General features: G+C 65.9%; 22 protein-coding genes and 1 pseudogene. 11 read left to right on the top strand and 12 right to left on the bottom strand.

Annotated elements, in window-relative coordinates; translation table 11 throughout:
* The 8 genes from BM175_RS21235 to BM175_RS21200 form a co-directional block, all read right to left on the bottom strand.
* Positions 1-776 (bottom strand): transporter substrate-binding domain-containing protein (locus tag BM175_RS21235; RefSeq protein ID WP_090963715.1); only part of this gene is annotated, 776 nt, incomplete at its 3' end.
* Positions 777-819: 43 nt separating this feature from the next.
* Complete coding sequence (locus BM175_RS21230) at positions 820-1545, bottom strand: amino acid ABC transporter ATP-binding protein (RefSeq protein WP_090963717.1); 726 nt, start codon at positions 1543-1545, stop codon at positions 820-822.
* A 26-nt stretch (positions 1546-1571) separates the two neighbouring features.
* A complete protein-coding gene (locus BM175_RS21225; protein WP_090963719.1) occupies positions 1572-2246 on the bottom strand; it encodes an amino acid ABC transporter permease in 675 nt (224 codons plus the stop codon).
* A 12-nt stretch (positions 2247-2258) separates the two neighbouring features.
* Complete coding sequence (locus BM175_RS21220; RefSeq protein WP_090963721.1) at positions 2259-2936, bottom strand: amino acid ABC transporter permease; 678 nt, start codon at positions 2934-2936, stop codon at positions 2259-2261.
* Complete coding sequence (locus BM175_RS21215; protein WP_090963723.1) at positions 2933-3853, bottom strand: NAD(P)-dependent oxidoreductase; 921 nt, start codon at positions 3851-3853, stop codon at positions 2933-2935. The genes BM175_RS21220 and BM175_RS21215 overlap by 4 nt, the downstream gene beginning before the upstream one ends.
* A 34-nt stretch (positions 3854-3887) precedes the next feature.
* Positions 3888-4334 carry a ribose 5-phosphate isomerase B gene (rpiB, locus tag BM175_RS21210; RefSeq protein WP_090963725.1) on the bottom strand — a complete coding sequence of 149 codons (447 nt, stop codon included), beginning with the start codon at positions 4332-4334 and terminating at the stop codon, positions 3888-3890.
* Positions 4331-5143 carry a FadR/GntR family transcriptional regulator gene (locus BM175_RS21205; protein ID WP_090963727.1) on the bottom strand — a complete coding sequence of 271 codons (813 nt, stop codon included), beginning with the start codon at positions 5141-5143 and terminating at the stop codon, positions 4331-4333. Before BM175_RS21205 ends, rpiB begins: the two co-directional genes overlap by 4 nt.
* A gap of 423 nt (positions 5144-5566) precedes the next feature.
* Positions 5567-6385, bottom strand: coding sequence for an extracellular catalytic domain type 1 short-chain-length polyhydroxyalkanoate depolymerase (locus BM175_RS21200; RefSeq protein WP_090966678.1), 819 nt, complete (start codon positions 6383-6385; stop codon positions 5567-5569).
* Positions 6386-6504: 119 nt separating this feature from the next.
* Between BM175_RS21200 and BM175_RS21195 the strand changes: the two genes are divergently transcribed.
* Together BM175_RS21195 and BM175_RS21190 are read left to right on the top strand one after the other, a co-directional pair.
* A protein-coding gene (locus tag BM175_RS21195; RefSeq protein WP_425285298.1) for an IS3 family transposase occupies positions 6505-7679 on the top strand; the annotation gives its coding sequence in 2 pieces (ribosomal slippage) (positions 6505-6757 and positions 6757-7679; 1176 coding nt in all).
* A gap of 39 nt (positions 7680-7718) precedes the next feature.
* A pseudogene (locus tag BM175_RS21190) lies at positions 7719-8552 on the top strand (LysR family transcriptional regulator); the annotation flags it as partial.
* Between the two features lie 105 nt (positions 8553-8657).
* Here BM175_RS21190 and BM175_RS21185 read toward each other — a convergent pair.
* Entirely contained in the window at positions 8658-9623 is a 966-nt protein-coding gene (locus tag BM175_RS21185) for an NAD(P)H-binding protein (RefSeq protein WP_090966674.1), read from the bottom strand.
* Between the two features lie 97 nt (positions 9624-9720).
* Between BM175_RS21185 and BM175_RS21180 the strand changes: the two genes are divergently transcribed.
* Entirely contained in the window at positions 9721-10635 is a 915-nt protein-coding gene (locus BM175_RS21180; RefSeq protein WP_090966682.1) for a LysR family transcriptional regulator, read from the top strand.
* A gap of 70 nt (positions 10636-10705) precedes the next feature.
* Here BM175_RS21180 and BM175_RS21175 read toward each other — a convergent pair whose 3' ends face one another.
* Both BM175_RS21175 and BM175_RS21170 read right to left on the bottom strand, forming a co-directional pair.
* Positions 10706-11905 (bottom strand): FAD-dependent monooxygenase, encoded by a 1200-nt coding sequence (locus BM175_RS21175; protein WP_090966672.1) that lies wholly within the window; start codon positions 11903-11905, stop codon positions 10706-10708.
* A gap of 49 nt (positions 11906-11954) precedes the next feature.
* The gene (locus tag BM175_RS21170) at positions 11955-12401 is read right to left on the bottom strand and encodes a MarR family winged helix-turn-helix transcriptional regulator (RefSeq protein WP_090966680.1); all 447 of its coding nucleotides are present in this window, start codon (positions 12399-12401) and stop codon (positions 11955-11957) included.
* Between the two features lie 423 nt (positions 12402-12824).
* Between BM175_RS21170 and BM175_RS21165 the strand changes: the two genes are divergently transcribed.
* Positions 12825-13175 carry a hypothetical protein gene (locus BM175_RS21165; protein ID WP_090966670.1) on the top strand — a complete coding sequence of 117 codons (351 nt, stop codon included), beginning with the start codon at positions 12825-12827 and terminating at the stop codon, positions 13173-13175.
* A gap of 40 nt (positions 13176-13215) precedes the next feature.
* Here BM175_RS21165 and BM175_RS21160 read toward each other — a convergent pair whose 3' ends face one another.
* On the bottom strand, positions 13216-13662 hold the full coding sequence (locus BM175_RS21160) for a winged helix-turn-helix transcriptional regulator (protein ID WP_090966668.1): 447 nt from the start codon (positions 13660-13662) through the stop codon (positions 13216-13218).
* A 98-nt stretch (positions 13663-13760) separates the two neighbouring features.
* Here BM175_RS21160 and BM175_RS21155 point away from each other — a divergent pair, with 98 nt between their 5' ends.
* From BM175_RS21155 to BM175_RS21125, 7 genes are all read left to right on the top strand, one after another.
* The gene (locus BM175_RS21155; RefSeq protein WP_090966666.1) at positions 13761-14492 is read left to right on the top strand and encodes an SDR family NAD(P)-dependent oxidoreductase; all 732 of its coding nucleotides are present in this window, start codon (positions 13761-13763) and stop codon (positions 14490-14492) included.
* A 557-nt stretch (positions 14493-15049) separates the two neighbouring features.
* Positions 15050-15784, top strand: a complete 735-nt coding sequence (locus BM175_RS21145; RefSeq protein WP_090966662.1) for a CDP-diacylglycerol diphosphatase — start codon at positions 15050-15052, stop codon at positions 15782-15784.
* A 575-nt stretch (positions 15785-16359) separates the two neighbouring features.
* A complete protein-coding gene (locus tag BM175_RS23280; RefSeq protein WP_090966661.1) occupies positions 16360-19104 on the top strand; it encodes a cadherin domain-containing protein in 2745 nt (914 codons plus the stop codon).
* Positions 19105-19625: 521 nt separating this feature from the next.
* Positions 19626-19784 carry a hypothetical protein gene (locus tag BM175_RS22890; protein ID WP_175526960.1) on the top strand — a complete coding sequence of 53 codons (159 nt, stop codon included), beginning with the start codon at positions 19626-19628 and terminating at the stop codon, positions 19782-19784.
* Between the two features lie 70 nt (positions 19785-19854).
* Positions 19855-20841: a sulfate ABC transporter permease subunit CysT gene (gene cysT / locus BM175_RS21135; RefSeq protein ID WP_090966659.1), complete on the top strand. Its 987-nt coding sequence runs from the start codon at positions 19855-19857 to the stop codon at positions 20839-20841.
* Complete coding sequence (cysW, locus tag BM175_RS21130) at positions 20825-21730, top strand: sulfate ABC transporter permease subunit CysW (RefSeq protein ID WP_090963686.1); 906 nt, start codon at positions 20825-20827, stop codon at positions 21728-21730. Before cysT ends, cysW begins: the two co-directional genes overlap by 17 nt.
* Positions 21731-21748: 18 nt before the next feature.
* Complete coding sequence (locus tag BM175_RS21125; RefSeq protein WP_090963688.1) at positions 21749-22777, top strand: sulfate/molybdate ABC transporter ATP-binding protein; 1029 nt, start codon at positions 21749-21751, stop codon at positions 22775-22777.
* The last annotated feature ends 33 nt before the right edge of the window (positions 22778-22810 follow it).

Here is a 22810-nt window from a genome sequence, read left to right as displayed (position 1 = left end):
GGCAGGGCGGAGCCGTGAAAGCGCTGGTAGATCTCGTTGAGCTTGCCGTTCTTGAGGTTGGCTGCGACCCATTCGTCGAGCTTGGCCTTCAGTTCGGGCTCGTTCTTGCGAAGTCCGATGGCGAGATCGAAGGTGCGGATCACGAACTTCGGCTCGTAGGCGAGGTCGGGGTTGCGCTGGCCGATCTGGTTCACAAGCGTCGCGGAGGTCGCCACCATCTTGGCTTGGCCGCTGACGGCCGCCGTCACCATCGTGGCGTCGTCGTCGTAGCGGGTGACGGTGAAACCCTTCTCCGAGGCGAGGCCCGTCAGTTCGGTGTCCTGCGTCGTGCCGCGGGTCACCGTGATCGCCTGGCCGCGAACGTCGTCCCAGCCGGCGATGGTCGACGCCTTCGGCGCGCCGACCACCGACTGGAGCGCGGCATAGGGTTTGGAGAAGTCGATCACCTCAGCGCGCTGAGGCGTGACCGACAGGGTCGAGATCACGATGTCGGCCTTGTTGGTCTGAAGGTTCGGGATGCGCGTCGCGCCCGTGGTCTGGACGAACTCGAGTTCCAGGCCCCAGTCGGCGGCGAGGAGCTTTGCCGTCTCGACGTCGGAGCCCGTCGGCTGGAGGTTGGCGTCCAGCATCCCTGACGGCGGGATCGCCATGTCGGTGGCAATACGGATCTTCTTGGCGGCCATGATGTCGGCAAGCGCATCGGCAGCGGCCGGCGCGACGCCGGCGGCAAGCGTTGCGAGAACCGCGGCAACGGCGGTGAGCGTCTTTAGCTTCATGGAGTTCCTCCCTTGATGCGGCGGGTTCTGGGTCGCCCCGCCGTCACAGTTCTTCGGCGACGAAGTCGCGCAGCTCTGGCGTTGTCGGCCGGTCGAGAATCCCGGCCGGCCCGTGCTCGTGGATGCGACCCTGGTGCATGAACACGACCTGGTCGGCGATGCGCCGGGCGAAGTTCATCTCGTGCGTCACCATGATCATCGTCATGCCGCCGGCGGCCAGACTCTCAATGACGCGCAGGACCTCGCCGGTGAGCTTGGGGTCGAGCGCCGAGGTCACCTCGTCGAAGAGCATGACCTTTGGCTCCATCGCCAGCGAGCGGGCGATCGCGGCGCGCTGCTGCTGGCCGCCCGACAGCTGCTCGGGATACTGGTCCGCCTTCTCGGCAAGGCCCACCTTGGCGAGCACGCCCTCGGCCACTGCCCGCGCCTCTGCCTTCGACATCTTCTTCACCGAGCGGGGCGCCAGCATGATGTTCTCGGCGATCGTCAGGTGCGGGAAGAGGTTGTAACTCTGGAAGACGATGCCGACGTCCTGCCGCAGCCGCCTGAGGTCGAGCTTGGGGTCGTCGACCCGGTGGCCGCAGACCTCGATCTCGCCGCTGTCGATCACCTCCAGCCGGTCGATGCAGCGCAGCGCCGTGGACTTGCCCGAGCCGCTCGCCCCGATCAGCGCGACAACCTCGCCCTTCTCGACAAAGAACGAGACGCCGTGCAGCACCTGGACGGACCCGAAGCTCTTCCTGACGTCCTTGAGGGCGACGATGGGCATGGCTGTATCCTGGGTGGGAGCCGCGGTCATGCCGACAGCGCCTTGAGGGTGCGAAGACGCGCCGCGCCGCGCTGCTCCAGGCGGCGGCTGAGAAGCGACACCGGGTAGCAGAGGCAGAAGTAGAGAGCGGCGACGATCACGTAGATCAGGAAGGGCTCGAAGATCGAGTTGTTGATCAGCTGCCCCGCGCGCGCGAGTTCCACGAAGCCGACCACGGAGGCGAGCGAGGTGTTCTTAATGATCTGAACGCAGAAGCCGACGGTCGGCGGCGTCGCGATGCGGATCGCCTGCGGCAGGATCACCTGGAACATCCGGCTGGTCTTCGAAAGCGCCAGACATTCGGCCGCTTCCCACTGGGCTTTCGGCACCGACTGGAGGCAGCCGCGCCAGATCTCGCCGAGATAGGCGCCGACATAGATCGTCAGCGACAGACCGGCCGCCAAGAGCGGTGAGATCGAATAGCCAAGCGTCGGCAGACCGAAATAGGTGATGAAGAGGATGATGAGGAGCGGCGTGCCCTGCACCACCGTGACGTAGGCGCCGGTGACGACCCGCAGGGCACGCCAGGGCGCAGTGCGGCCGAGCGCGACGAGGAAGCCGACGACGGCTCCGCCGACGAAGGCCATCAGCGACAGGACGAGCGTCCACAGGGCGCCGGTGAGGAGGAACTGGAGGTGGCCGAGATTGACGGCGGTGTTCATGGCCGCGTCCCCCTACAGTGCCGTTCCGAGGCGTCGCAGCCGCGGAAAGATGAGGAGGCCGAAAAGCCAGAAGACGAGGCGCATCACGAGCGACAGCGCGAGGTAGAGGACGGCGGCGACAAGGAAGGTCTCGAAGGGGCGGTAGGTCTCGGACTGGATGAAGTTGGCGGCGGCCGTCAACTCCTCGACGGAGATCTGCGAGGTGACGGAAGAGGCCAGCATTAGGAGGATGAACTGGCTGGTGAGCGAGGGGTAGACGCGCTCCATCGCCGGGCGCAGTGCGACGTGCCAGTAGGCCTTGGTCTTCGACAGGCCAAGGCACTCGGCCGCCTCCCACTGTCCTCGATGCACGGAATCGAAGCCGGCGCGCATAATCTCGGCCGTGTAGGCGCCGACATTGATGGTCAGCGCGATGATCGCGACGGTAACGGCGGAGAACGAGAAGCCGAGGCTTGATAGCCCGAAATAGACGACGAAGATCTGCACGAGGAACGGCGTATTGCGGATGCTCTCGATGTAGATGCCCGCTGCCCTGGATGCCCAACTCAGGCTTGACCGGCGGGCGATCGCGCAGATTGTGCCGATCAGAAATCCGGTCAGCGTCGTCACGGCCGCAAGCTGGATGGTGAGGAGCAGACCGTCCTGCAGCATCTGCCAGCGGGCAAAGATGGCGGTGAAATCGAGGCTCATGGCCGCCCGTCCGGCGCGCCGGCGGCGCGCTGCCCGGTCATTCGGTCGTAGACGCGGAACAGGGCCTGGTTGCCGTTGGCGCCCTCGCCATGCGCCTTGGCCTCGAGATACTGCGTGGTGACGAGCGAGGTCGCAGGCAGCGGCACCGAGCGCGCCTGCGCCATCTCGAGCGTCAGGCGCAGGTCCTTCAGCATCAGGTCGATGCGAAAGCCCGCTCCGGCGTCTCCCGCGATCATCGCGGGGCCGAGCTTGTCGAGCATCCAGGACGAGGCCGAGCCGCCTAGGAGCACGTCGCGCATCTGGTCGAGATCGACCCCGCAGGCGCGGCCGAGCGCCAGCGCCTCGCAGATGGCCTGAAGGTTCACGCCGCAGACGAGCTGGTTGCAGAGCTTCACCGTCTGGCCGGCGCCGCTGGCGCCCACGTGCGAAATCGTCGTGCCCATGGCGGACAGGACCGGCCGGACACGCTCGAAGGCCTCCGCGTCGCCCCCCACCATGATCGAGAGCGTCGCGTTCTTCGCACCGATCGGGCCGCCCGATACGGGCGCGTCGAGCATGGAGATGCCGGAGGCGGCCAGACGTTCCGCCATGGTGCGGGTCGCGGCCGGCGAGATCGTGCTCATGTCGACGAGGACGGTGCCCGGACGCATCGTCTCGACGAGACCGCCCACGCCGAGGGCCACCTCCTCGACATGCGGGGTATCGGGCAGCATGGTGACGACGACGTCCGCGCTCGCGCCGACATCCGCCACGCTCAACGCGGGCCGGGCCCCGATCGTCGCTAGGGCTTCGACGGCCGCCGGATCGATGTCGTGGGCGGTGACTGCATACCCCGCCTCGACCAGGATGCGCGCCATCTCGCGGCCCATCGTGCCGAGGCCGACGAAGCCGACCCGCATCGCGTCTGTGTCGTTCATCCCTGACCTCCTCCCGAAGCCGTCGTCCGATGGGTCAGTCCGCGGTTTCGAGCTGGGCGAGCTTGTCGACGCGGCGCACGAAGTCCTCGTTGCGGTCGAACTCGGCGGCGAAGAAGGCGTCGACGAGGTCGTTGGCGAGCCAAGGGCCGACGATTTGGGCCCCGATGCACATGACATTGACGTCGTCGTGCTCCACCGACTGGTGGGCCGAATGGACGTCGTGGCAGACGGCGGCGCGGATGCCGCGGATCTTGTTGGCCGCGATCGCGGCGCCGACGCCGGTGCCGCAGACGAGAAGGCCGCGCTCGGCCTCCTTGCCGCGCACCTTGTCGCAGACGAGGCGGGCGATGTCGGGGAAGTCGACGGGGTTCGGATCGAAGCTTCCCACGTCCTCGATCTCGTGCCCCCCGGCCCTCAGATGGTCGATCACCTGAGCCTTCAGCGGAAAGCCGGCGTGGTCGCTGCCGATGACGATCTTCATGGATGGGTCCTTGCGTTCGGGTCGTTCGATGGGACGGCAGGCGAGGCTGCGCCTCGGCGCTCCCCCATCCGGTGTGCGGTCTCGAGCATGGTCGCCCGGCGCCGGAACTCGGCACCGATCTCGAAATGGCGGGTGAGGAGGTCGTCGGCCTTCGGTACGTCGCGATCGACGATCGCGGAGAAGATGAGCCGGTGGTGGTCGATCAGGAACTCGTCGATCCCCTCGATCCGCATGATCTGCTCACGGCGGTCGAGATGCGAGCGCATCATCAGAGCCGAGAGGGAGCCGTAGATGCTGACGAGCGTCGGCGAATGGGCGGCACGTACGATCGCCTCGTGGAAGCAGAAGTCGGCGGCGCCGCCCGCCTCGACGTGATGAATGGTCTCGGCGATCAGCTTCAAGGCGTCGGCGATCCGGTCGAGATCGGGCTGCGTCGCCCGGCGGCAGGCGAGACGCACGGCATGGTGCTCGATCGCGATGCGCGCTTCCATGATGTCGTCGATGACATCGGCCTGCTGCGCCAGCACGAAGGAGAAGAACTCGCCGAGGGTCGAGACGTCCGGCCGCTTCACGATCGTGCCGACGCCATGGCGGATCTCGACGGCGCCGATCATCGCGAGGGCGCGAAGCGCTTCGCGCAGCATGGGGCGGCTGACGTTGAGCCGGGCCGACAGCTCACGCTCGGGCAGGAGGCAGTCGCCGGTCTTCAACTGGCCCGACAGAAGCTGCTCGCGCAGGAACGAGACGACGCGCTCGTAGCCGCTTAGGGTGTCGGTGTCGCCGCGCGTGATGGAAACGTCACTGCTCATCAGGTGATCCGTCCGTGGTCAGACCACTTAGTGATAAGTGATTCCTTTTGTCAACGTCGGAGCGGGCCAGCGATTACTGGGAAAGTTGCGAAACTCGATGGCGACATGGGCAGGCTATGCTGCCTATCGATGTGAGCGAAATGCGCTTCGGAATAGCGATTGGCAGTTCTTTATCGCGCAGTTTCATATCTGCTTGAAGTCGGTAGCAGCATGCTGGCTGGCTGGTCGATATAGGCGCGAAGCTGCCATTGCCCCGCTGGCTCCTGATTGGTCAGTTCCGGCCCATACCATCGGTACTGCGGCCGAGAAGAAGGATGGATCCAAGTGATCGAGATTCTCTCCTGTCCTAAGCAGAGAACGGGAGACCACTAACGACTGGTACCTCCTTTCGGCTGAACGTGACGAGTGTCATGGGTTAAGGTGCTAGGTATTTCCCCCGGCAACCTCGAAGAAGAACCGAACCATCTCCCGAGAGGCGTCAGGACCGATGGGATCTGCAAAGGATCCAGACGCGTTTCCTCCGGACCAGGCGTGGCCGAGTCCTTCGACACGCCAATGTTCCACCACCGGCCTCGATCCCCGAGCGGGGCAACGGGTGCGCGTGAAGGCTCGCCCGTTCGCCGCACCGGTGATGGTGTCGCCGCCGGTTTGCTCCGCCGGGTTGAGACCGGCGAGCCGATCCCCATTGGCGGGATGCACGGTTGTGTCTCGCGTTCCGTGGAAGACGATGGTCGGCACACTCGGGACCCCGCCTCGTGCTGCGGCTTTTCCACTACGCATGACGGCGAGCGCCGAGCCCACATCGCGGGCGCTGGCGTACGGCAGTCCCGAATGGATGCCCACGGCCGCGAAGAGATCGGGCCGGGCCGATCCAAGCACGGCGGCCATCGCACCGCCGGCCGAAAGGCCCGCAGCGAAGATCCGCTCGCGGTCGACCGCATGGCTCCGGGCAATGTCCTCGACAATGCCGCCCAGGATCGCCGGCTCGCCCGAGCCGCCGCGCTGATGCGCCGGATCGAACCAGTTCCAGCAAAGGTGGGCGTTGGCCGACCGATCCTGCTCTGGATACGCAACGAGGAGGTTCGCCTCTTCCGCAATCTCGTTCATTCGCGTGCCCGTCGCGAAGTCCTCTGGATCTTGCGTGCAGCCATGCAACATCACCAGGAGCGGACGTGGCCCCTCGCCCTTTCGTGCGGGGACGTAGAGCCGATAGGCGCATCGGCCGGCGGGGCCGTTGTGCATGAAGCGACGAAACTGAGCCCTTCCGGGACCATCAGGGCTTGACGTGCCTCCAGAAAATCGGACCGTTTTGAGCTGGAATTTTCCAAATATGATCCCGGGATCGGGACGAGGAGAATTCCATGAAGAAGTCGAAGTTCACCGAGGCGCAGATCGCGTTCGTCCTGAAGCAGGCTGACGAGGGAACGGCGGTTGCCGAGGTCTGTCGGAAAGCCGGGATATCGGAGGCGACGTTTTATAACTGGCGCAAGCGGCACGGTGGGATGATGCCGTCCGAGATGAGGAAGCTGCGCCAGATCGAGGAGGAGAACGCGAAGCTGAAGCGGCTTGTCGCGGATCTATCGCTGGACAAGGCCATGCTGCAGGACGTTCTGTCAAAAAAGCTCTGAGGCCTGCTCGCCGGCGCCAGTTGGTGGACGAGGTTCGAGCGTCCTGGAAGGTGTCGATCAGACGGGCCTGTTCGGCTCTGAAGGTTGGACGCTCGCTCTACACTTACAAGTCCCGGCGCGGCGATCAGGCCGATCTGAAGACCCGGATCCAGGAGATCACGCGGACGCGGGTGCGATACGGATATCGTCGTGTCCACGTTCTCCTACGACAGGAGGGATGGGCGGTGAATCCGAAGCGGATCTATCGTCTTTACAAGGAGATGGACCTGCAGCTCAGGAACAAGGTGCCGAAGCGACGCGTGAAGGCCAAGCTGCGGGACGACCGGACGGTGGCGACCCATGTGAACCAGACATGGGCCATGGACTTCGTCCACGACCAGCTCGCAACGGGACGCAAGCTGCGCATCCTGACGGTCGTCGACACGTTCTCGCGGTTCTCGCCGGCGATCGATCCGCGCTTCAGCTACCGAGGCGAAGACGTGGTCCGAGCGCTGGAGCGCATCTGCGGTGAGGTTGGCTACCCCAAGGCCATCCGGGTCGACCAGGGATCGGAGTTCATCTCGCGAGACCTCGACCTTTGGGCCTACCAGAAGGACGTCGTCCTCGACTTCTCGCGGCCTGGCAAACCGACCGACAACGCCTTCATCGAGTCCTTCAACAGCAAGTTCCGAGCCGAGTGCCTGAACACCCACTGGTTCATAAGCCTTGACGACGCGAAGGCCAAGATGGAGGCTTGGCGTAGAGACTACAACGAAGTTCGCCCACACAGCTCGATCGGCCACAAGACCCCGATCGATCTGATGAAACGCTCGGACGGCAGCCTGCCCCCCCCTGAGCAATCACCCCCCGGAAATCCTCCAGCCGGGCGGTCCAAAAACCGGGGGCACGTCAAGCCAACCATGCATTAGATTTGAACCGGGCCACCTAACGGGGGCAGGCCAGCGCGCCATCGCAGCTTTCGCCTGGCCGCCGATGCGCTTGGAGTTTCGCGCTCGACCCTCAGTCACGCCGTGATCGCCCTCGAACGCAAGCTGGGCGCACGGCTCCTCAACCGGACGACGCGCAGTGTCTCGGCCACGGAGGCGGGCGATGCCCTCCTGCGCCGCCTCATCCCGCTCCTGCGCGATCTCGATGAAACGCTCGATGCGGTGCGCAGCGATGCCGGCAATCTTGCCGGTACGTTGCGCATCAACTGCGGCCTCGGTGCCGCGGCCATACTCCTGGAGACGACGGCGAAGACCTTCGCCGAACTCCATCCAGGCGTCGAGCTCGATCTCGTCACCGACGGACGCCTGATCGACATCGTCGATGCCGGGGTCCGGCTGCGCGAGTCCGTTCCCCAGGACATGATCGCGGTGCCGTTCGGCAGCGACGTTCGCTTCCTGGCCGTTGCCGCGCCACTATACATCGAGGCGTTCGGATCTCCCTTCGTTCCCGACGACCTGCACCGCCATCGATGCATCCGCCATCGGCTGCCCAGCGGGAAGCTCTACCGTTGGGAGTTCGAGAAGCATGGACAGGAACTCGCCATGAATGTGCCGGGATCGCTGACGCTCGACGACAACCGGCTGATGGTCGCGGCCGCGGTGGGCGGGCTCGGGATCGCGTTCGTTGCGGAGTACTTCGCACTGGAGGACCTGCGCGACGGTCGGCTCGTCCGCGTCCTGGACGACTGGTGTCCTGCCTATCCGGGATTTTGCCTCTACTATCCCGGTCGCCGCCACGTGCCGTCGACGCTTCGCGCGTTCATCGACGTTCTCAAACGGCAGAACACGGAATGATATCCCTGAGGACATTCTGGAAGAACCGAACGCCCGGTCGTCTCCCGGCTTTCGGGAATGGCAGGGGCCTCGTTCGACTCGTTCCGCAAGATGCGCGCCGACCGATCATTCCGCTTTCATCCCGAGGGTTGCCCTCAGTGCAACATCGATCGGCGTGCGTGGCTCCTCGCCAAGAAGCGCCACCAGACGTTGATTGTCGAGCTGCACCGGAAAGCGCCAATGAGGTTCAATCTCGGCCGCTTCGCGCGGGAAGCCGCCAAAGGGAGAGAGAAGGCTCACGATCCACCATGGAAAGCGCCGGACAGGCAGATCCGGGCGTCCGACCACCCCCCGGATCGCAGCCGGCATCGCCGTTCCGTTCCCGTCCCAGAAACCCGCGAACTGAACGCGCTCGAAGGGAAGCAGCCGATCCTCCATCTCCATCAGTTGCGTGATGGCTTCCGCAAGGTCGGGCAGATAGGCCCAGGCGTGCCCGATCCCCGGCCTGACTGGATCGATGATCCGTCGAAGCGGACCGTCGGATTTCGCCATGACCTGCCCGAACCAACTCGACCGCGCATCGGCACCGAAGAAATCGCCGGCCCGGACCACCAGACCCGGGACCCCGCTGGTCGCCGCATCCTCCATTCGCTGTTCGAGTTCGACACGAACACGACCCTTGCGAGTGCGCGGTCGCTGTGGGCTCTGCGCGTCGATCACCGGGGTCGTCGCCGGATCGAAGTTGTAGATCGTCCCCGGCAGTACGATTCGGGCGCCGCCGGCGGCGCGAGCCGCGGCGATGCTGTTGTCGATCATTGGCAGCACGAGCGTTTCCCAGTTTCGATAGCCCGGTGGATTGACGGCATGCACAATGGCGGCCGCACCCTGCGCGGCCTTCACGACATCGCCGCGGCTCATGGCATCGCCGCCCACCCAGTCGATCGGCCTGCGATGAGACGGCCAGCCTGCCGACGCCTTCCCTGGATCGCGAGCGAGCCCGCGTACGGTCCATCCGCGGCTGGCCAGGGTGGCCGCGATCGCACCACCCACGCCGCCGGTTGCCCCCAGTACTAAGGCTGTCCTGTCGCTCATTGGGGTCTCTCCGATGCCCATGTGAATGCGCACACCATGCCACTCGATGAACCTGCCAGGAATTGCCAATCTCTTGCCCATGGCTCATCATGTTTTGATGAGCAGAGGGATCGAGTGGGAGGATCAACGAACCTTTCTCGCGGTACTGGAGAGTGGCAGCCTCTCCGGCGCGGCGCGCAGACTGGCGCTCGCCCAACCCACCGTCCGACGGCGGATCGAGACCCTTGAGGCGCAATTGGGCCTTGCGCTCTTCACCCGCTCGCCCAACGGGCTGGTGCCGACCGAGCAGGCCGTGACGCTCGGTTCCTATGCGCGCACGATGGCCTCGGCATCCGAAGCCTTCGTGCGCGCCGCCGCAGCGCCTCGAGATGGCATCGGCGGCACCGTGCGCGTCTCCGTCTCGGAATTCGTCGGCATTGAAGTACTGCCCGCCATGCTGGCGCCGCTTCGCGAGCGCTTTCCCGCCCTGGCGATCGAGATGACGCTCAGCAACCTTCCCGCCGACCTGCTCGATCAGGAGGCCGACATCGCCGTCCGCATGCATCCGCCGCGCCAGGACGCGTTGCTTGCCCAGCATGTCGGCGCAGTCCCGTTGCACTTCTTCGCCCATCGCGATTATGTCGGACGGAACGGCTTGCCGCAGACGGTCGAGGACTTCGCCGATCATGCCCTGATCGGCCCCGACCGAGCTCCGAGCGACTTGGCGATCGCGGAAGCGCTGCTGCCGTCCCTGCCGCATCCAAGGTTTGCGATCCGCACGGACAGCCATGCGGCGCAGGCGGCGGCGATCCGAGCGGGGCTGGGTATCGGCGTTCTGCAGGCCCCGATCGGATACGCCGACACCGATCTCGTCGCCGTGCTGCCCGATCGGCTGGTCCATGCCATCGACACCTGGATCGTGACGCATATCGACCTGAGGCGCACGCCGCGTATCGCGGTCGTGTTCGAACATCTGGTCGAGGCGTTCGGAACTTATGTGACCCGCATCGATTCAACGGATCGCATCGAATAGCGCCCGCTTTGAGTTCCTTCAGGGTTCGAAGGTGCCGTTGGAAGAGGGTAAGGGTCCAGTCCTTGCGGGGTCACGGATCGGCAGCGACGGGATAGGCCGACAGATCGGGCGCCTTCGGTTCGGACGCGAAGACTTTGGCTGCGAGATTACGCACCGTCGGCCGGCTTGCGAGGCCGAGCGCGCCATGCAGGAGGTGGATGCCAAGCCGGCTGCGCGGATGCATCATTCTCGGCGTGATCTTCGGAACGCCCTGCCCGTCCTCGACCATGGGCCGCATCGCCGCCTCGTAGGCCGCGAGGGCGGCGGTCACGTCACTGCCGCGATGAACCTCGCTCGCCAGCACGTAGGCGCCGGTCACTGCGAGCGTCGCTCCGATTCCGGCGAGCGGCGTCGCGCACCAGGCGGCGTCACCGGTCAGGACGACGCGGCCACTGGACCAGCGCTTCAGACGCACCTGCCGGAGGACGTCGAAATAGAAGTCCTGCGTATCGTGCATGCCGGCCAGCACACGGTCCGCCTGCCATCCGGCATCCGCGAAGCGCTCGCGCATGTAGGCCTTCTGGCGTTCCACGTCCCATTCATGCTCGCCGCCCGGCGGCTGCTGGATGGTGAGGCTGGCCCGCGTCGTTCCGTGCCGGTCCGGCCGCAGCGAGATGCTCCGTCCGCCCGTCGCGTTGTACCAGCGCCATATCCGGTTGTCGTCCGGCGCGCGGGGAATGGTGAAGTAGGCGATGGTCAGGTCCATCCAGCGCGGGTCGTTTTCGCCGGGAAACACCCTCTCGCGCGTTCGCGACCCGACGCCCTCCGCCACGACGACCAGATCGAAACTCTCGGTCGCACCGCCGACGAAGGTGACGCGGGCCCGCTCGCTATCGTCGGCGATCCGCTCGATCGTCTCGCCGAAACGATAGGTGGCGTATTCCCGCGCCGGCTCATACAGGAGGCGCGCCAGATCGCCGCGCAGGATTTCCATCTCGGCCGTGGGTCCATCGCCGTCGATCTCGTCGGTGGCAAATCGGGCGACGACCTCGCCGTCTTCGTCGATCCAGGTCGTACCCTCCTCGCCGGTGCCCCGTTCGAGCGCAGCCTCTTCGAGCCCCATGCGACGCAGGACCTCGCGTCCGACGCCGCGCACGTCGATATTCTGCCCTCCGTCGCGGAACTCGGCCGCGCGCTCGATTACCGTGACGTCATGACCGAGACGGCCAAGCCACCAGGCCGCCGTGTTGCCGGCGACGCTGGCACCGGAGACGAGAATGCGCAGGGACATGGCCTGGGCCCTCAACGGTCAAATACATCATGACTGATGTATATCTCGGTCACGGGCGGTCAAGGTTGACGACCAACCTCTGGAGGAGAACGACGAGCTGCCCGGCTTCCTCGCTCGAGAAGCCCTCGAGCCCTCTGGCGTTACCGGCGATCAAAGCGTCGCTCCCGATCCGCGCGGCGTCGCGGCCGGCGTCGGTGAGTTCGATGAAGGCCGCCCGCCGGTCGCTCGGCGACGGCGCGCGGCGGATCAGTGCCATCGTCTCCAGCTTGTCGAGGAGCGCCACCATGGCCGGTTGCCGCGTCGCCGACCATCGGACGATGTCGCGCTGGAGGAGAGGTCCCTTCCAGTTGAGGAGCAGGAGCGGACCGATCAGCGCCATCGTCAGACCGTGCGGCTTCAGGGCCGCATCCACCACGCGATTGAAGGCGCGGGCAGCGTGGTTGGCGAGATAGCCGGGAGCGGTCGCCGCCGCGGGGTGGATGTCGTCGTCGTGCATTTCGAAGTCCTGCACCATTCGGACCCGTCGTGCCATGCCCGGACGGCGCCGACGGGTTCTCTCACGGCGGTCCGGCTGCCTGCGAGGTTGCAAGAGGCGCAGGCTCCGCCTTCCGATGCTCGCCCTGCAAGGACCTCTGGTCCGGCTTCCCGTCAAAGACGCGTCGATTGGCCTCGATCGCACGCCGAACGGGAGGAAGGTCAAAGAGACTGCCGCCTCCTCGCCAAACGGCGCCGTCGATTTGCGCACGATCGAGCTGGATCGACAGGATGACCACTCGATCCACACCGCCGTCGAGCGGATCGTCAGGGAACCTGGGCGGATCGACATGCTCATCCGCAACGCCAGCCACAGGATTTCCGGCCCAAGCGAGGCGTTCACGGCCCAGCGGCTCGCCCCGTCCGCGTCAACTCGTCGATCATCGTGCCGGGCGCCTTCACGTCGGGCACGAACGATTTCGCCCATGCCGGTTCGCCCGACGACGGGGACGTGGCGCAAGCCTATGAGCGCGCCTATCCGGACGGATTTGCGGATCAGGTTTGCGAGGCGCTTGCCGGAACGGTTCCCGACCGGGCCGATCCCGCCGCGATCGGGAGGGCGGTCGCCGATGTCGTGTCACGGCCGCCGGGATGGCGTCCGCTGCAAATCCACGTCGATCCCGCCAGCGATGGAGCGGTCGTCACCTTCGCCGTGACGGATCGGGTGCGCGAGCAGTTCCTCGACCGGATCGGCCTGCTCCCCCTTCTTCGCCCAGCGCAAAGCCCTGCGGCATGACCGGTTCGAAACACGGGCGAGGTCAGCGGCAGGCCCGCTTTCAAGCGGTGCCGTCTTCCGACGGGGTGCCGGAGCGGGCGTCGAACCTTGCCTGTGCCCGCTCCAGCTCCGGGCCGTGCGCGAGAGCCCAGGCATACAGCGCCTCGAAGGGTTGCTGGAGGGACTGGCCGAGCGGCGTGATCGTGTACTCCACGCCGATCGGCGCGGTCGGAAGGATGGTGCGTTTGATGAGCCCGTTGCGCTCCAGCCGCTTCAGGGCATCAGCCAGAGCCTTGTGCGTGATCCCATCGAGCCGGCGCATGATCTCGTTGAAGCGCGAGGGGCGCGTGCAAAGAACCGTCAGGATCAGCACGGACCACTTGTTGGCGATGTGTTCGAGGATCGGACGCGTCGCGCGGGCATCGATCAGGGCCTCCTGCACCGGGTCGCCGGAGGCGGCATGCTGGCGCTTCGCGGGTCGCCGCGAGGCTGTCGTCGTCTGCGGCATCGGTATAACCTTCGATATCTACGCTATACGTAGTGCGTAATTGACCGTAGATATAGATCTTATATCAAACGCTCCATCATTGTCTGGATGGATGCGACATGACCAAGCTCGAACGGAAGATCGCCCTCGTCATCGGCGGGTCGGGAGGCATCGGCGGCGCGATCGCGCACCGTCTGCTGGCGGAAGGCGCCGAGGTCTACGCCACCAGCCGGTCCGCTCACCCCAGGGACGCCGGCGTGCCGGCAGCTGGCAAGGCCGTCCACGCCATCACCGCCGACGCCTCGCGGATCGCCGATATGGGGGCGGCGATCGGCCGCGTCGTCGCCACTGCCGGACGGATCGACATCCTCGTCGTGAATGCGGGTCTGTCCGAGTTTGCGCCGCTCGACGACATCAGCGAGGAGCATTTCGACCGGACCTTCGGCCTCAACGTCCGATCGCTCGTCTTCTCGGTGAAGGAGGGCGCACGACACATGGGCGAGGGCGGCTCGATCGTGCTCGTCGGCTCCATCGCGGGCGAGATCGGCACGAGGGGCTACGGTGCCTATGGTGCCACCAAGGCCGCCGTGCGGTCGTTCGCTCGTACCTTCGCCAACGAACTGGCGCCGCGCGGCATACGCGTCAACGTCGTCAGCCCCGGCCCGACCGATACGGCCATGTTCGCCGCGACGTCGGAGGAGATACGGGCGTCGCTGTCAGCGCTGATCCCGCTCGGGCGGATGGGGCGGCCGGATGAAGTCGCCGCCGCCGCCCTGTTCCTCGCCAGCGACGACGCAAGCTTCGTCACGGGTGCCGAACTGCCGGTCGACGGCGGCATGGCGCAGGTTTAAATGGCGACGGCCATATCGACGAGGACATCGTCGATGGTCTGGAACGTGCGCCCGCGGCGTTGATCGGGATGCTGGAAGCGCGGGACCTCGGGATGACGATGGTGCGGATCGGCGGAACCTTGGCAGAACCGGAGCCTGAGGCAGGCCGCTTTGGATGCACCCCTCGAACAGCACTCCGGGAAGGCGACAATCCGGCAACCGCTGGCTGGCTCGCCGAAGGGCCGCGATCGCCCTCGGTGTCCAGGTTGCGACGCCTCACAAAGTTCGGGTCAGAGCCGTTGCGGTTCCACACGACGAACGCGACGGCCGTCGCCTCGACGGTGACGCGGCCCGCTCTGCCCATGGCCGGTCGGGCGAGTTGCGGGTGGTGCCAGATGCCAACGGCGCTGTCCTCTGCCGAGTACATGCGGATCGGCGTGGCGACGATCCGCTTCGCCGGTCACCCAGTCGTCGCCGACAAGCCCGCCATGCCTTAGATTTCGGTTCGAGCCCCCTACCGGGGGCAGGCCACCGCCTTCACCAAGCGAGATCAAGTGCGCCGTCGGGTCATTCTGATAATGGGCTTAGTTGCCCTGTGCCTGTGGTCGATTGGCTTCGAACCCGTCAGCCGTTCGGCACTCGGGGTGGTCGTGGCAGCCTGTCGTGCGAACGCGTCCCTCCTGTCGTCACCCCTTCCCTGCCTCGCTGTCGATGCCGGCAGAACGGATGACGATGGATATGCAATCCTGCGGGAGCCAGGCACGCGACAAAGGACGATCTTGACTGCCTTGGCCGGCATCAGCGGCATCGAAGATCCGCGATTGATTGCGGCGAACGCACCGAACTTCTTTGCCGATGCCTGGCGCGAACGTCATTGGCTGCTATCGCCAGGGAACGCCACGGTCGATCCCCCGAACGGCTTTGCGCTCGGGATCAATTCCGAATTCGAGCGATCCCAGGATCGCCTTCACATCCATATGGCTTGCCTGCGACCGGACGTTCAACGCGTCCTGGCTTCGCGTATCGTCTCCTTGGACCTCGACCGCTTTGCACCTCTCGGATTTCGCCTCGGTGGCCGGTGGGTATGGGCGACGCGTGTGGACGGAGCAGATGCCATGGACTTCGACCCTCTTCGGACCCTTCGCGACAGGATGCCCGAGGTGAAGGCTCAGATCGGTCGACAGACGCTGATCGTTGTGCGCGAGACGCTCCCAACCGGCGAACCGACGATCGTTCTCCTCACCAATCCTGCGTCGGGTCAGGGTCGAGGCTCGTTCGCCGTCGAGCGGTTCATTCGATCCGGTTGCGATTGAGAGCGGGGGTGCCAAACCGGGTATCTTCGCTGTCAGACAGTCCCTCGCTCACGAAGCCGATCATGGCCGCTGCTCTCGTCCGTAGGCCGCTTGCAGGTCGATGCTGCGGCTTTGTTGGAGACCGACGGCAGGCGTCACGAGACGATCGAAGAGGCATTCACCGCAAGGGAGCACGACGACAGCCGAACGGCGACCGGTGGCTTTGATCAGGCCCGTATCGGCTCCAACTGCGGCCGTTCTAAGGGAGCAACTTGCCAGCTTGCGTCAGGTTACCATCGACGTGCAGGCGCTTCCCTTCCTCGATGCCCGTCCGTCTTCCCATCCTGCCAGCTCCAGTTCCTGCCAAGTGGAAGGGCTGGGTCTGACCGATCTGGATGCACAAGTCCCTGGTGCGCTGTCGACGGAACGAAGCATCGAACGCTCCTGGTTTCGTCGCTTCGTAAGTCGAATGGTGGCGGCCCCCTATCCATTCGGACTTCTTGGCAGCCTGCCGCGGCCTTCAGCAATGTGATGCCGTCCGAAAAATTCGAGAGATCGAGACGTCAGTTTCGCAAGGTTTTAATCGGGGGTGGGGCATGCCGTTCAATGCGTTGGGAAGCGCGGTCATCTCGGGAACTGCACTTCAGGACAGCTTCTTCGCCTTCACCACATCGAGCAGTCTGGATGACGCCTTGGCCGACGGCGTGCTGGCTCGGCTGGATTGGCAGACGGGCCTCAGGACGAGCGCGACGACGACGTTCACGCTGACCGCCTTGAACATCCAGTACTCGGCGGACGTCTTCCTCGGTTACGACAAATCCGACACGCTCTACGGTTCGAACCTCAACGACTTCATCGTCTACAACGACGCGAGCCTGAAGGATGGCTTCGGCGGCTTCGATTCCGTCGAGCAGTTCTCGCTGGGCGGTGGCGACGATCTGGCTGACTTCAGCGCGCGGCCCGGCGGCTTCGACTACGAGCGATCCATTCTGATCAACGGCGACACCGGTCAGGACACCATCATCGGAGGTGCCGGCAAGGACACCATCAACGGGGATACCGGCAACGATCTTCTGATCGGCGGCCGTGGCGCGGATCTTCTCACGGGCGGTCAGGGAAACGACCTCCTCTACGGCGACGACTTCGGCTTCAACAACATCGCCGGCGATGACACGCTGCGGGGCAGCGCGGGCAACGACACGCTCTTTGGCGGCGCGCGCACGGACCGGCTCGAGGGTGGGGACGATGACGACGTGCTCTACGGTGGGCTCGGCGGCGACAACCTCCTGGGCGAAGCCGGCAACGACACGCTCTATGGTGACGAAGCGGGCCTCGGCGGCAACGACAAGCTCGACGGCGGCTCCGGCAACGATCAGTTGTACGGCGGCGGCGGAGACGACGAACTGGCGGGGGGAAGCGGAAGCGACCTCCTAAACGGTGGAGGCGGCAACGATTTTCTGGCGGCCGGCCTCGACGACGATCGGCTGATCGCGGGATCCGGAAACGACACGCTGGATGGCGGCGCGAACGTCGATACGGTGATGTTCTCCGGGCAGCGCTCGGATTACGACATCCAGGGAGCGATCAACGGCGGCTATCTCGTGACGGACCTTCGGGGCGGCTCGCCGGACGGGACCGACCTTGTCCTCAATGTCGAGTTCCTCGAGTTTATCGATACGACCCTTTCGATCGGCGCCACCAATGCGCCTCCGGTGATCACCTCCGACGGCGGTGGCGACACAGCGAACCTTGCCATCGAGGAGAACACCGTCGTCGTGACGACGGTGGCCGCCACCGATCCCGATCCCAACCAGACCCTCTCCTTCCGCATTTCGGGTGGCGCGGACGCCGCCCTGTTCCAGATCGACCGGCTGACGGGTGCCCTCAGCTTCATCGAGGCACCAGATTTCGAGATGCCGCGCGATAGCGGCGCGAACAACGTCTATGACGTGGTCGTCTCGGCGAACGACGGGTATGGCGGGATCGATGCGCAGGCTCTGTCGGTCTCCGTGATCGACAAGGCGGACAGCGATCCGCCGGTCATCACGTCGAGTGGCGGGGGAGCGAATGCTTCCCTGACCTTGGTGGAGAACCTCACCGCCGTCGTCACGGTGACGGCGAGCGACCCTAACGGCACCATCCCCACCTACGCGATCTCGGGAGGAAGCGATGCGAGCCTCTTCGTGATCGACAGCATTTCCGGCGCCCTGTCGTTCCGTACCGCGCCGGACTTCGAGATGCCGCTCGATACCGACCGCGACAACATCTATTCCGTCACGGTGCAGGCGACGGACGGACAGCTGTTCGATGAGCAGACCTTGTCGGTCCGGATCACCGACGTGAACGAGACAGGGCGCACGATCACGGGCAGCAGCGGCAACAACACGATCGGGCCAACGGCCATCAACGTGGCGCTGCAGCCTACGATCTACGGCGATACGATCTACGGATTGGCCGGCAACGACACGATCGATGGCGGCGCGGGCGCGGATGCCATGTATGGCGGCACGGGCAACGACGTCTTCTACGTCGACGTCTTCACGGACGACGGCGTGGCGACCAACGACGATCAGGTCGTGGAACTCGCAAACGAGGGGACCGATCTCGTGAACGCCGGCGTGAGCTACGTGCTCGCGGACAATGTCGAGAACCTGACGTTGACCGGTAGCGGAGCGATCGACGGGACCGGCAATACGCTATCCAACCTGATGAACGGGAACAGCGCCGCCAACATCCTGCGTGGCGGATCGGGCAACGACACGCTGAACGGCGGCAAGGGCGACGACCGCCTGGAAGGCGGCGACGGGGGCGACCTCCTGAACGCGGGCGGGGGGCAGGACACGCTCATCGGAGGCACGGGAAGCGACGACCTTGCCGGCGGGGATGGTGACGACCTCATCCAGGGCGACAGCCAGAACGACAGGCTGTCGGGTCAGTCGGGCCAGGATACGGTGGTTGGCGGGACAGGAACCGACACCCTGTCGGGCGGAGCCGAAGCGGACACCTTCGCCTTCGGCCTTGGCGAGACGTCCATGAATGCAACGACCAACGACACGATCCTCGACTTCGTCACCGGTTTCGACGTGATCGACCTTGGCGTCGTCAACGGAGTGCTCAGCCCGCTGGCCTATGCGGAGGCTGCGATCACGACGGACGTTTTCGCCGATGCCGTCACCGCCGCGCAGGCCGCCATGGGCGGTGGCAAGAGCGTGGTGTTCATCGCAGCGGCATCCAACGGCTGGCTGTTCTGGGACAGCAATGCCGATGGCGTGGCCGACCAGTCCGTGCTCCTCAAGGGCCTCAACACGCTTGGTGGGTTCAGCAGCGCCGACGTGGTCTGAACACTGGAGACGTCAGTTGTTCGTGCGGCGAGCCGCGCCGCCCAAAAACCATCAAACCGCTGGAGCGGCATCGCTGGCCGACCGGCTTCTGTCGCCGTCTCGCCCTTCGTTGCCCAGCCTCGCGGCCGGTAGGTTCGCGATCCTCGCCCTCCGGAATGCGCCGGCTGCCTACAGGGCGAGGTGCCCTGGACGGCGTGTGGTGGAAGCCGTCGGCTACGCCCCCTCTCGCCCGCTCCTCCAGGCCACGGAGCGATCCGCCCGCTCGTCCAACTGGCTGCAACGAGGGCTTCGGGGCACGGCTTGCGCGATGTGGCCATGGGTCCGGGAAGCTGCGACCTCGCCCGTTCTCGCGATCCTGATGTCATGACGAGGGTGGATATCCGTCGGCACGCTGCGTGAACCTGAGACCTGACGACCTGATGAGATTCCGGTGCCGCCCACCACCGCCTAAAGGCGGTGCTGCGAGCCGAACGATTGTCGCTATAGTCGCGGGAGTGATTTCTCTTGAAAAAGGACCGAGCATGGTCAGCCATACGACGCCCCTTGTCATTGGAAATTCTCAGCGACACGAAGACGTCTCGAGCCCCGAGGAGCTCCAGCCGGCGGTCGGGCTTTTCGTCGGCCTTGCGCTATCGGCCATCCTCTGGATCACGCTGCTGATCGCATGGCTCGTGCTTTAGCACGAGAGCATCTTTCCTATCGCAGACCAGGCGAATACTTCATTTCTCCGAGTTCTCGAGGACGGGGCGCATGCACTCGGATCGTCTTTTCCTTCATGCCGAGCGATCCGCTGTCGACGCCGGGTTGGTTCGACCTCCGGGATCGGTTGCCGAGGCACCTACGATACGGCAAGCCGTATCGGCCCGCCCGGCCTTTCATTTCCGCCAACCGAGTGTCGTACCGGGCTTTGGCCTGTCGCTCGGAGTGACGCTGGCCTATCTCAGCCTGATCGTGCTTCTGCCGTTGTCGGCCTTGGCGGTGCGTGCGGCAGGGCTCGGGCTTTCCGATTTCCTGGCGCTGGCCGGCGACCGGCGCGTCGTCTCGGCGCTGACCCTGTCGTTCGGCGCCTCGCTGGTCTCGGCCGTCGTCAACGCCGTGTTCGGCCTGCTGCTGGCCTGGGTGCTCGTGCGCTACCGCTTCCCCGGCAAGCGGCTGGTGGACGCGGCGATCGACCTGCCCTTCGCGCTGCCGACCGCCGTCGCCGGCATCGCGCTGACCTCGCTCTACGCGCCGAACGGCTGGGTCGGGCGGCTGTTCGCGCCGGGCGGCCTCTTCGCGCCGCTGTTCGGCGAGGGGGGGCTTCGCATCGCCTATTCGCCGCTCGGCGTCATCGTGGCGCTGACCTTCGTGTCGCTGCCCTTCGTCGTGCGCACCGTGCAGCCGGTGCTGGAGGAGATGGACGGGGAGCTCGAGCAGGCCGCCGCGACGCTGGGCGCGGGCCGCCTCCAGACCGTGTTCCGCGTCGTGCTGCCGACGATCACGCCGGCGCTCCTCACCGGCTTTGCGCTCGCGCTCGCGCGCTCCATCGGCGAATACGGCTCGGTGATCTTCATCGCCGGCAACATCCCCTACGTGTCGGAGATCGCGCCGCTTCTGATCGTGATCCGGCTGGAGGAGTTCAACTATGCCGGCGCGACCGCGGTCGCCGCGCTGATGCTGGTCATCTCCTTTGCGATCCTGCTTGCGATCAACGTCATCCAGACCTGGAGCCGCCGGAGGTATGGCCTTGGCGCTTGATACGACCCTTGCGGCCGCGCCCGGCGTGGAAGCCCTGCGCCCGCGCCGACCCTCGCCGACCGACGAGAGCCCGGCGGTGAAGTGGACGCTGATCGCGGTGGCCATGCTGTTCCTGGCGCTGGTCCTCTTCCTGCCGCTCGTCGCCGTGTTCGTCGAGGCGCTGCGCGGGGGCGTCGACGCCTTCGCCCAAGCCGTCACCGACCCGGACGCGCTCGCCGCGATCCGGCTGACGCTGACCGTCGCGGCGATCGCGGTGCCGGTGAACCTCGTCTTTGGCCTGTGCGCCGCCTGGGCGATCGCCAAGTTCGAGTTCCGCGGCAAGACGCTGCTGACCACCTTGATCGACCTGCCCTTCTCGGTCTCGCCGGTGATCGCGGGCCTCGTCTTCGTGCTCCTGTTCGGCGCGCAGGGCTATTTCCACTGGATGGTGCAGGCGACCGGCATTCCGATCGTCTTCGCGCTGCCGGGCATCGTGCTCGCCACCGTGTTCGTCACGCTCCCCTTCGTCGCGCGCGAGTTGATCCCGCTGATGCAGGAACAGGGGACGGGCGACGAGGAGGCGGCGATCTCGCTGGGCGCCGGCGGCTGGCAGACCTTCCGGCGCGTGACGCTGCCGAACGTGAAGTGGGCGCTCCTCTACGGCGTGCTCCTTTGCAACGCGCGCGCCATGGGCGAGTTCGGGGCGGTGGCGGTGATCTCCGGCAAGATCCGGGGCGAGACCAACACGATGCCGCTCCATGTCGAGATCCTCTACAACGAGTACGCCTTCTCGGCGGCCTTCGCCGTGGCGACGCTGCTCGCCATGCTGGCGCTCATCACGCTCTGCCTCAAGACCTTCCTCGAATGGCGCTATGCCGGCGACATCAAGGCCAGCCGCGGCGGCCACTGACATGACGGGTTCTCACTGATGAAGATCGGCGTGCGCAACATCCGCAAGGAATTCGACCGCTATCCCGCGCTCCACGACGTCTCGCTCGACATCCGCTCGGGCGAGCTGATCGCGCTGCTCGGGCCGTCGGGCTCCGGCAAGACGACGCTTCTGCGCCTCATTGCGGGGCTCGAGTTCCCGACCGCGGGCCGGATCCTCTTCGGCGACGAGGACGCCTCGAACAGAAGCGTGCAGGAGCGCAACGTCGGCTTCGTGTTCCAGCACTATGCCCTGTTCAAGCACATGACGGTGGAGGGCAACATCGGCTTCGGCCTGTCGGTGCGCGAGCGCGCCTCGCGGCCTTCGAGCGCGGAGATCCGGCGCCGGGTGCAGGAGCTTCTCGACCTCATCCAGCTGCCCGACGTGGCCAAGCGCTACCCGATGCAGCTGTCGGGCGGCCAGCGCCAGCGCGTGGCGCTCGCCCGGGCGCTGGCGATCGAGCCGAAGGTGCTGCTTCTCGACGAGCCCTTCGGCGCGCTCGACGCCAAGGTGCGCAAGGACCTGCGGCGCTGGCTGCGCGAGTTGCACGAGCGCACCGGCCACACCACGGTCTTCGTCACCCACGACCAGGACGAGGCGGTGGAGCTCGCCGACCGGGTCGTCGTCATGAGCCAGGGCCGGATCGAGCAGGTGGGCTCGGCCGACGACATCTACGACCGGCCGCAGAGCCCGTTCGTCTTCTCCTTCATCGGCCAGTCGAACGAGCTGCCGGTCGAGGTGCGCGGCGGCGAGATCGCGTTTGGCGGCGTGCCGCTCGGGCGCACCGACGCGCGCGACGGGTCCTGGCGCATGTTCGTGCGCCCGCACGACTTCGAGGTGCTGGCGCCGAGCGCGCGCGGCCTGTCCGGCCAGATCGCGCTGACGCGGCGCGTCGGCGGGGCGCGCATGGCCGAGTTCAACCTCGCCGACCCCGCACGCCGGATCGAGGTCGAACTGCCCGCCCACGCCCCGAGCGAGGCCGGAACACCCATCACCGTGATGCCAAAACGCTGGCAACTCTTCGCCTGAGCCGGAAGCGGCGCGACATCGCGCCGCCTGCCG

Origin of the sequence: Aureimonas phyllosphaerae, from assembly GCF_900113065.1 — a bacterium.
GTDB lineage: Bacteria > Pseudomonadota > Alphaproteobacteria > Rhizobiales > Rhizobiaceae > Aureimonas > Aureimonas phyllosphaerae.
The sequence above is the reverse complement of the archived record's forward strand: the minus strand, read 5'-3'. Positions and strand labels throughout refer to the sequence as shown.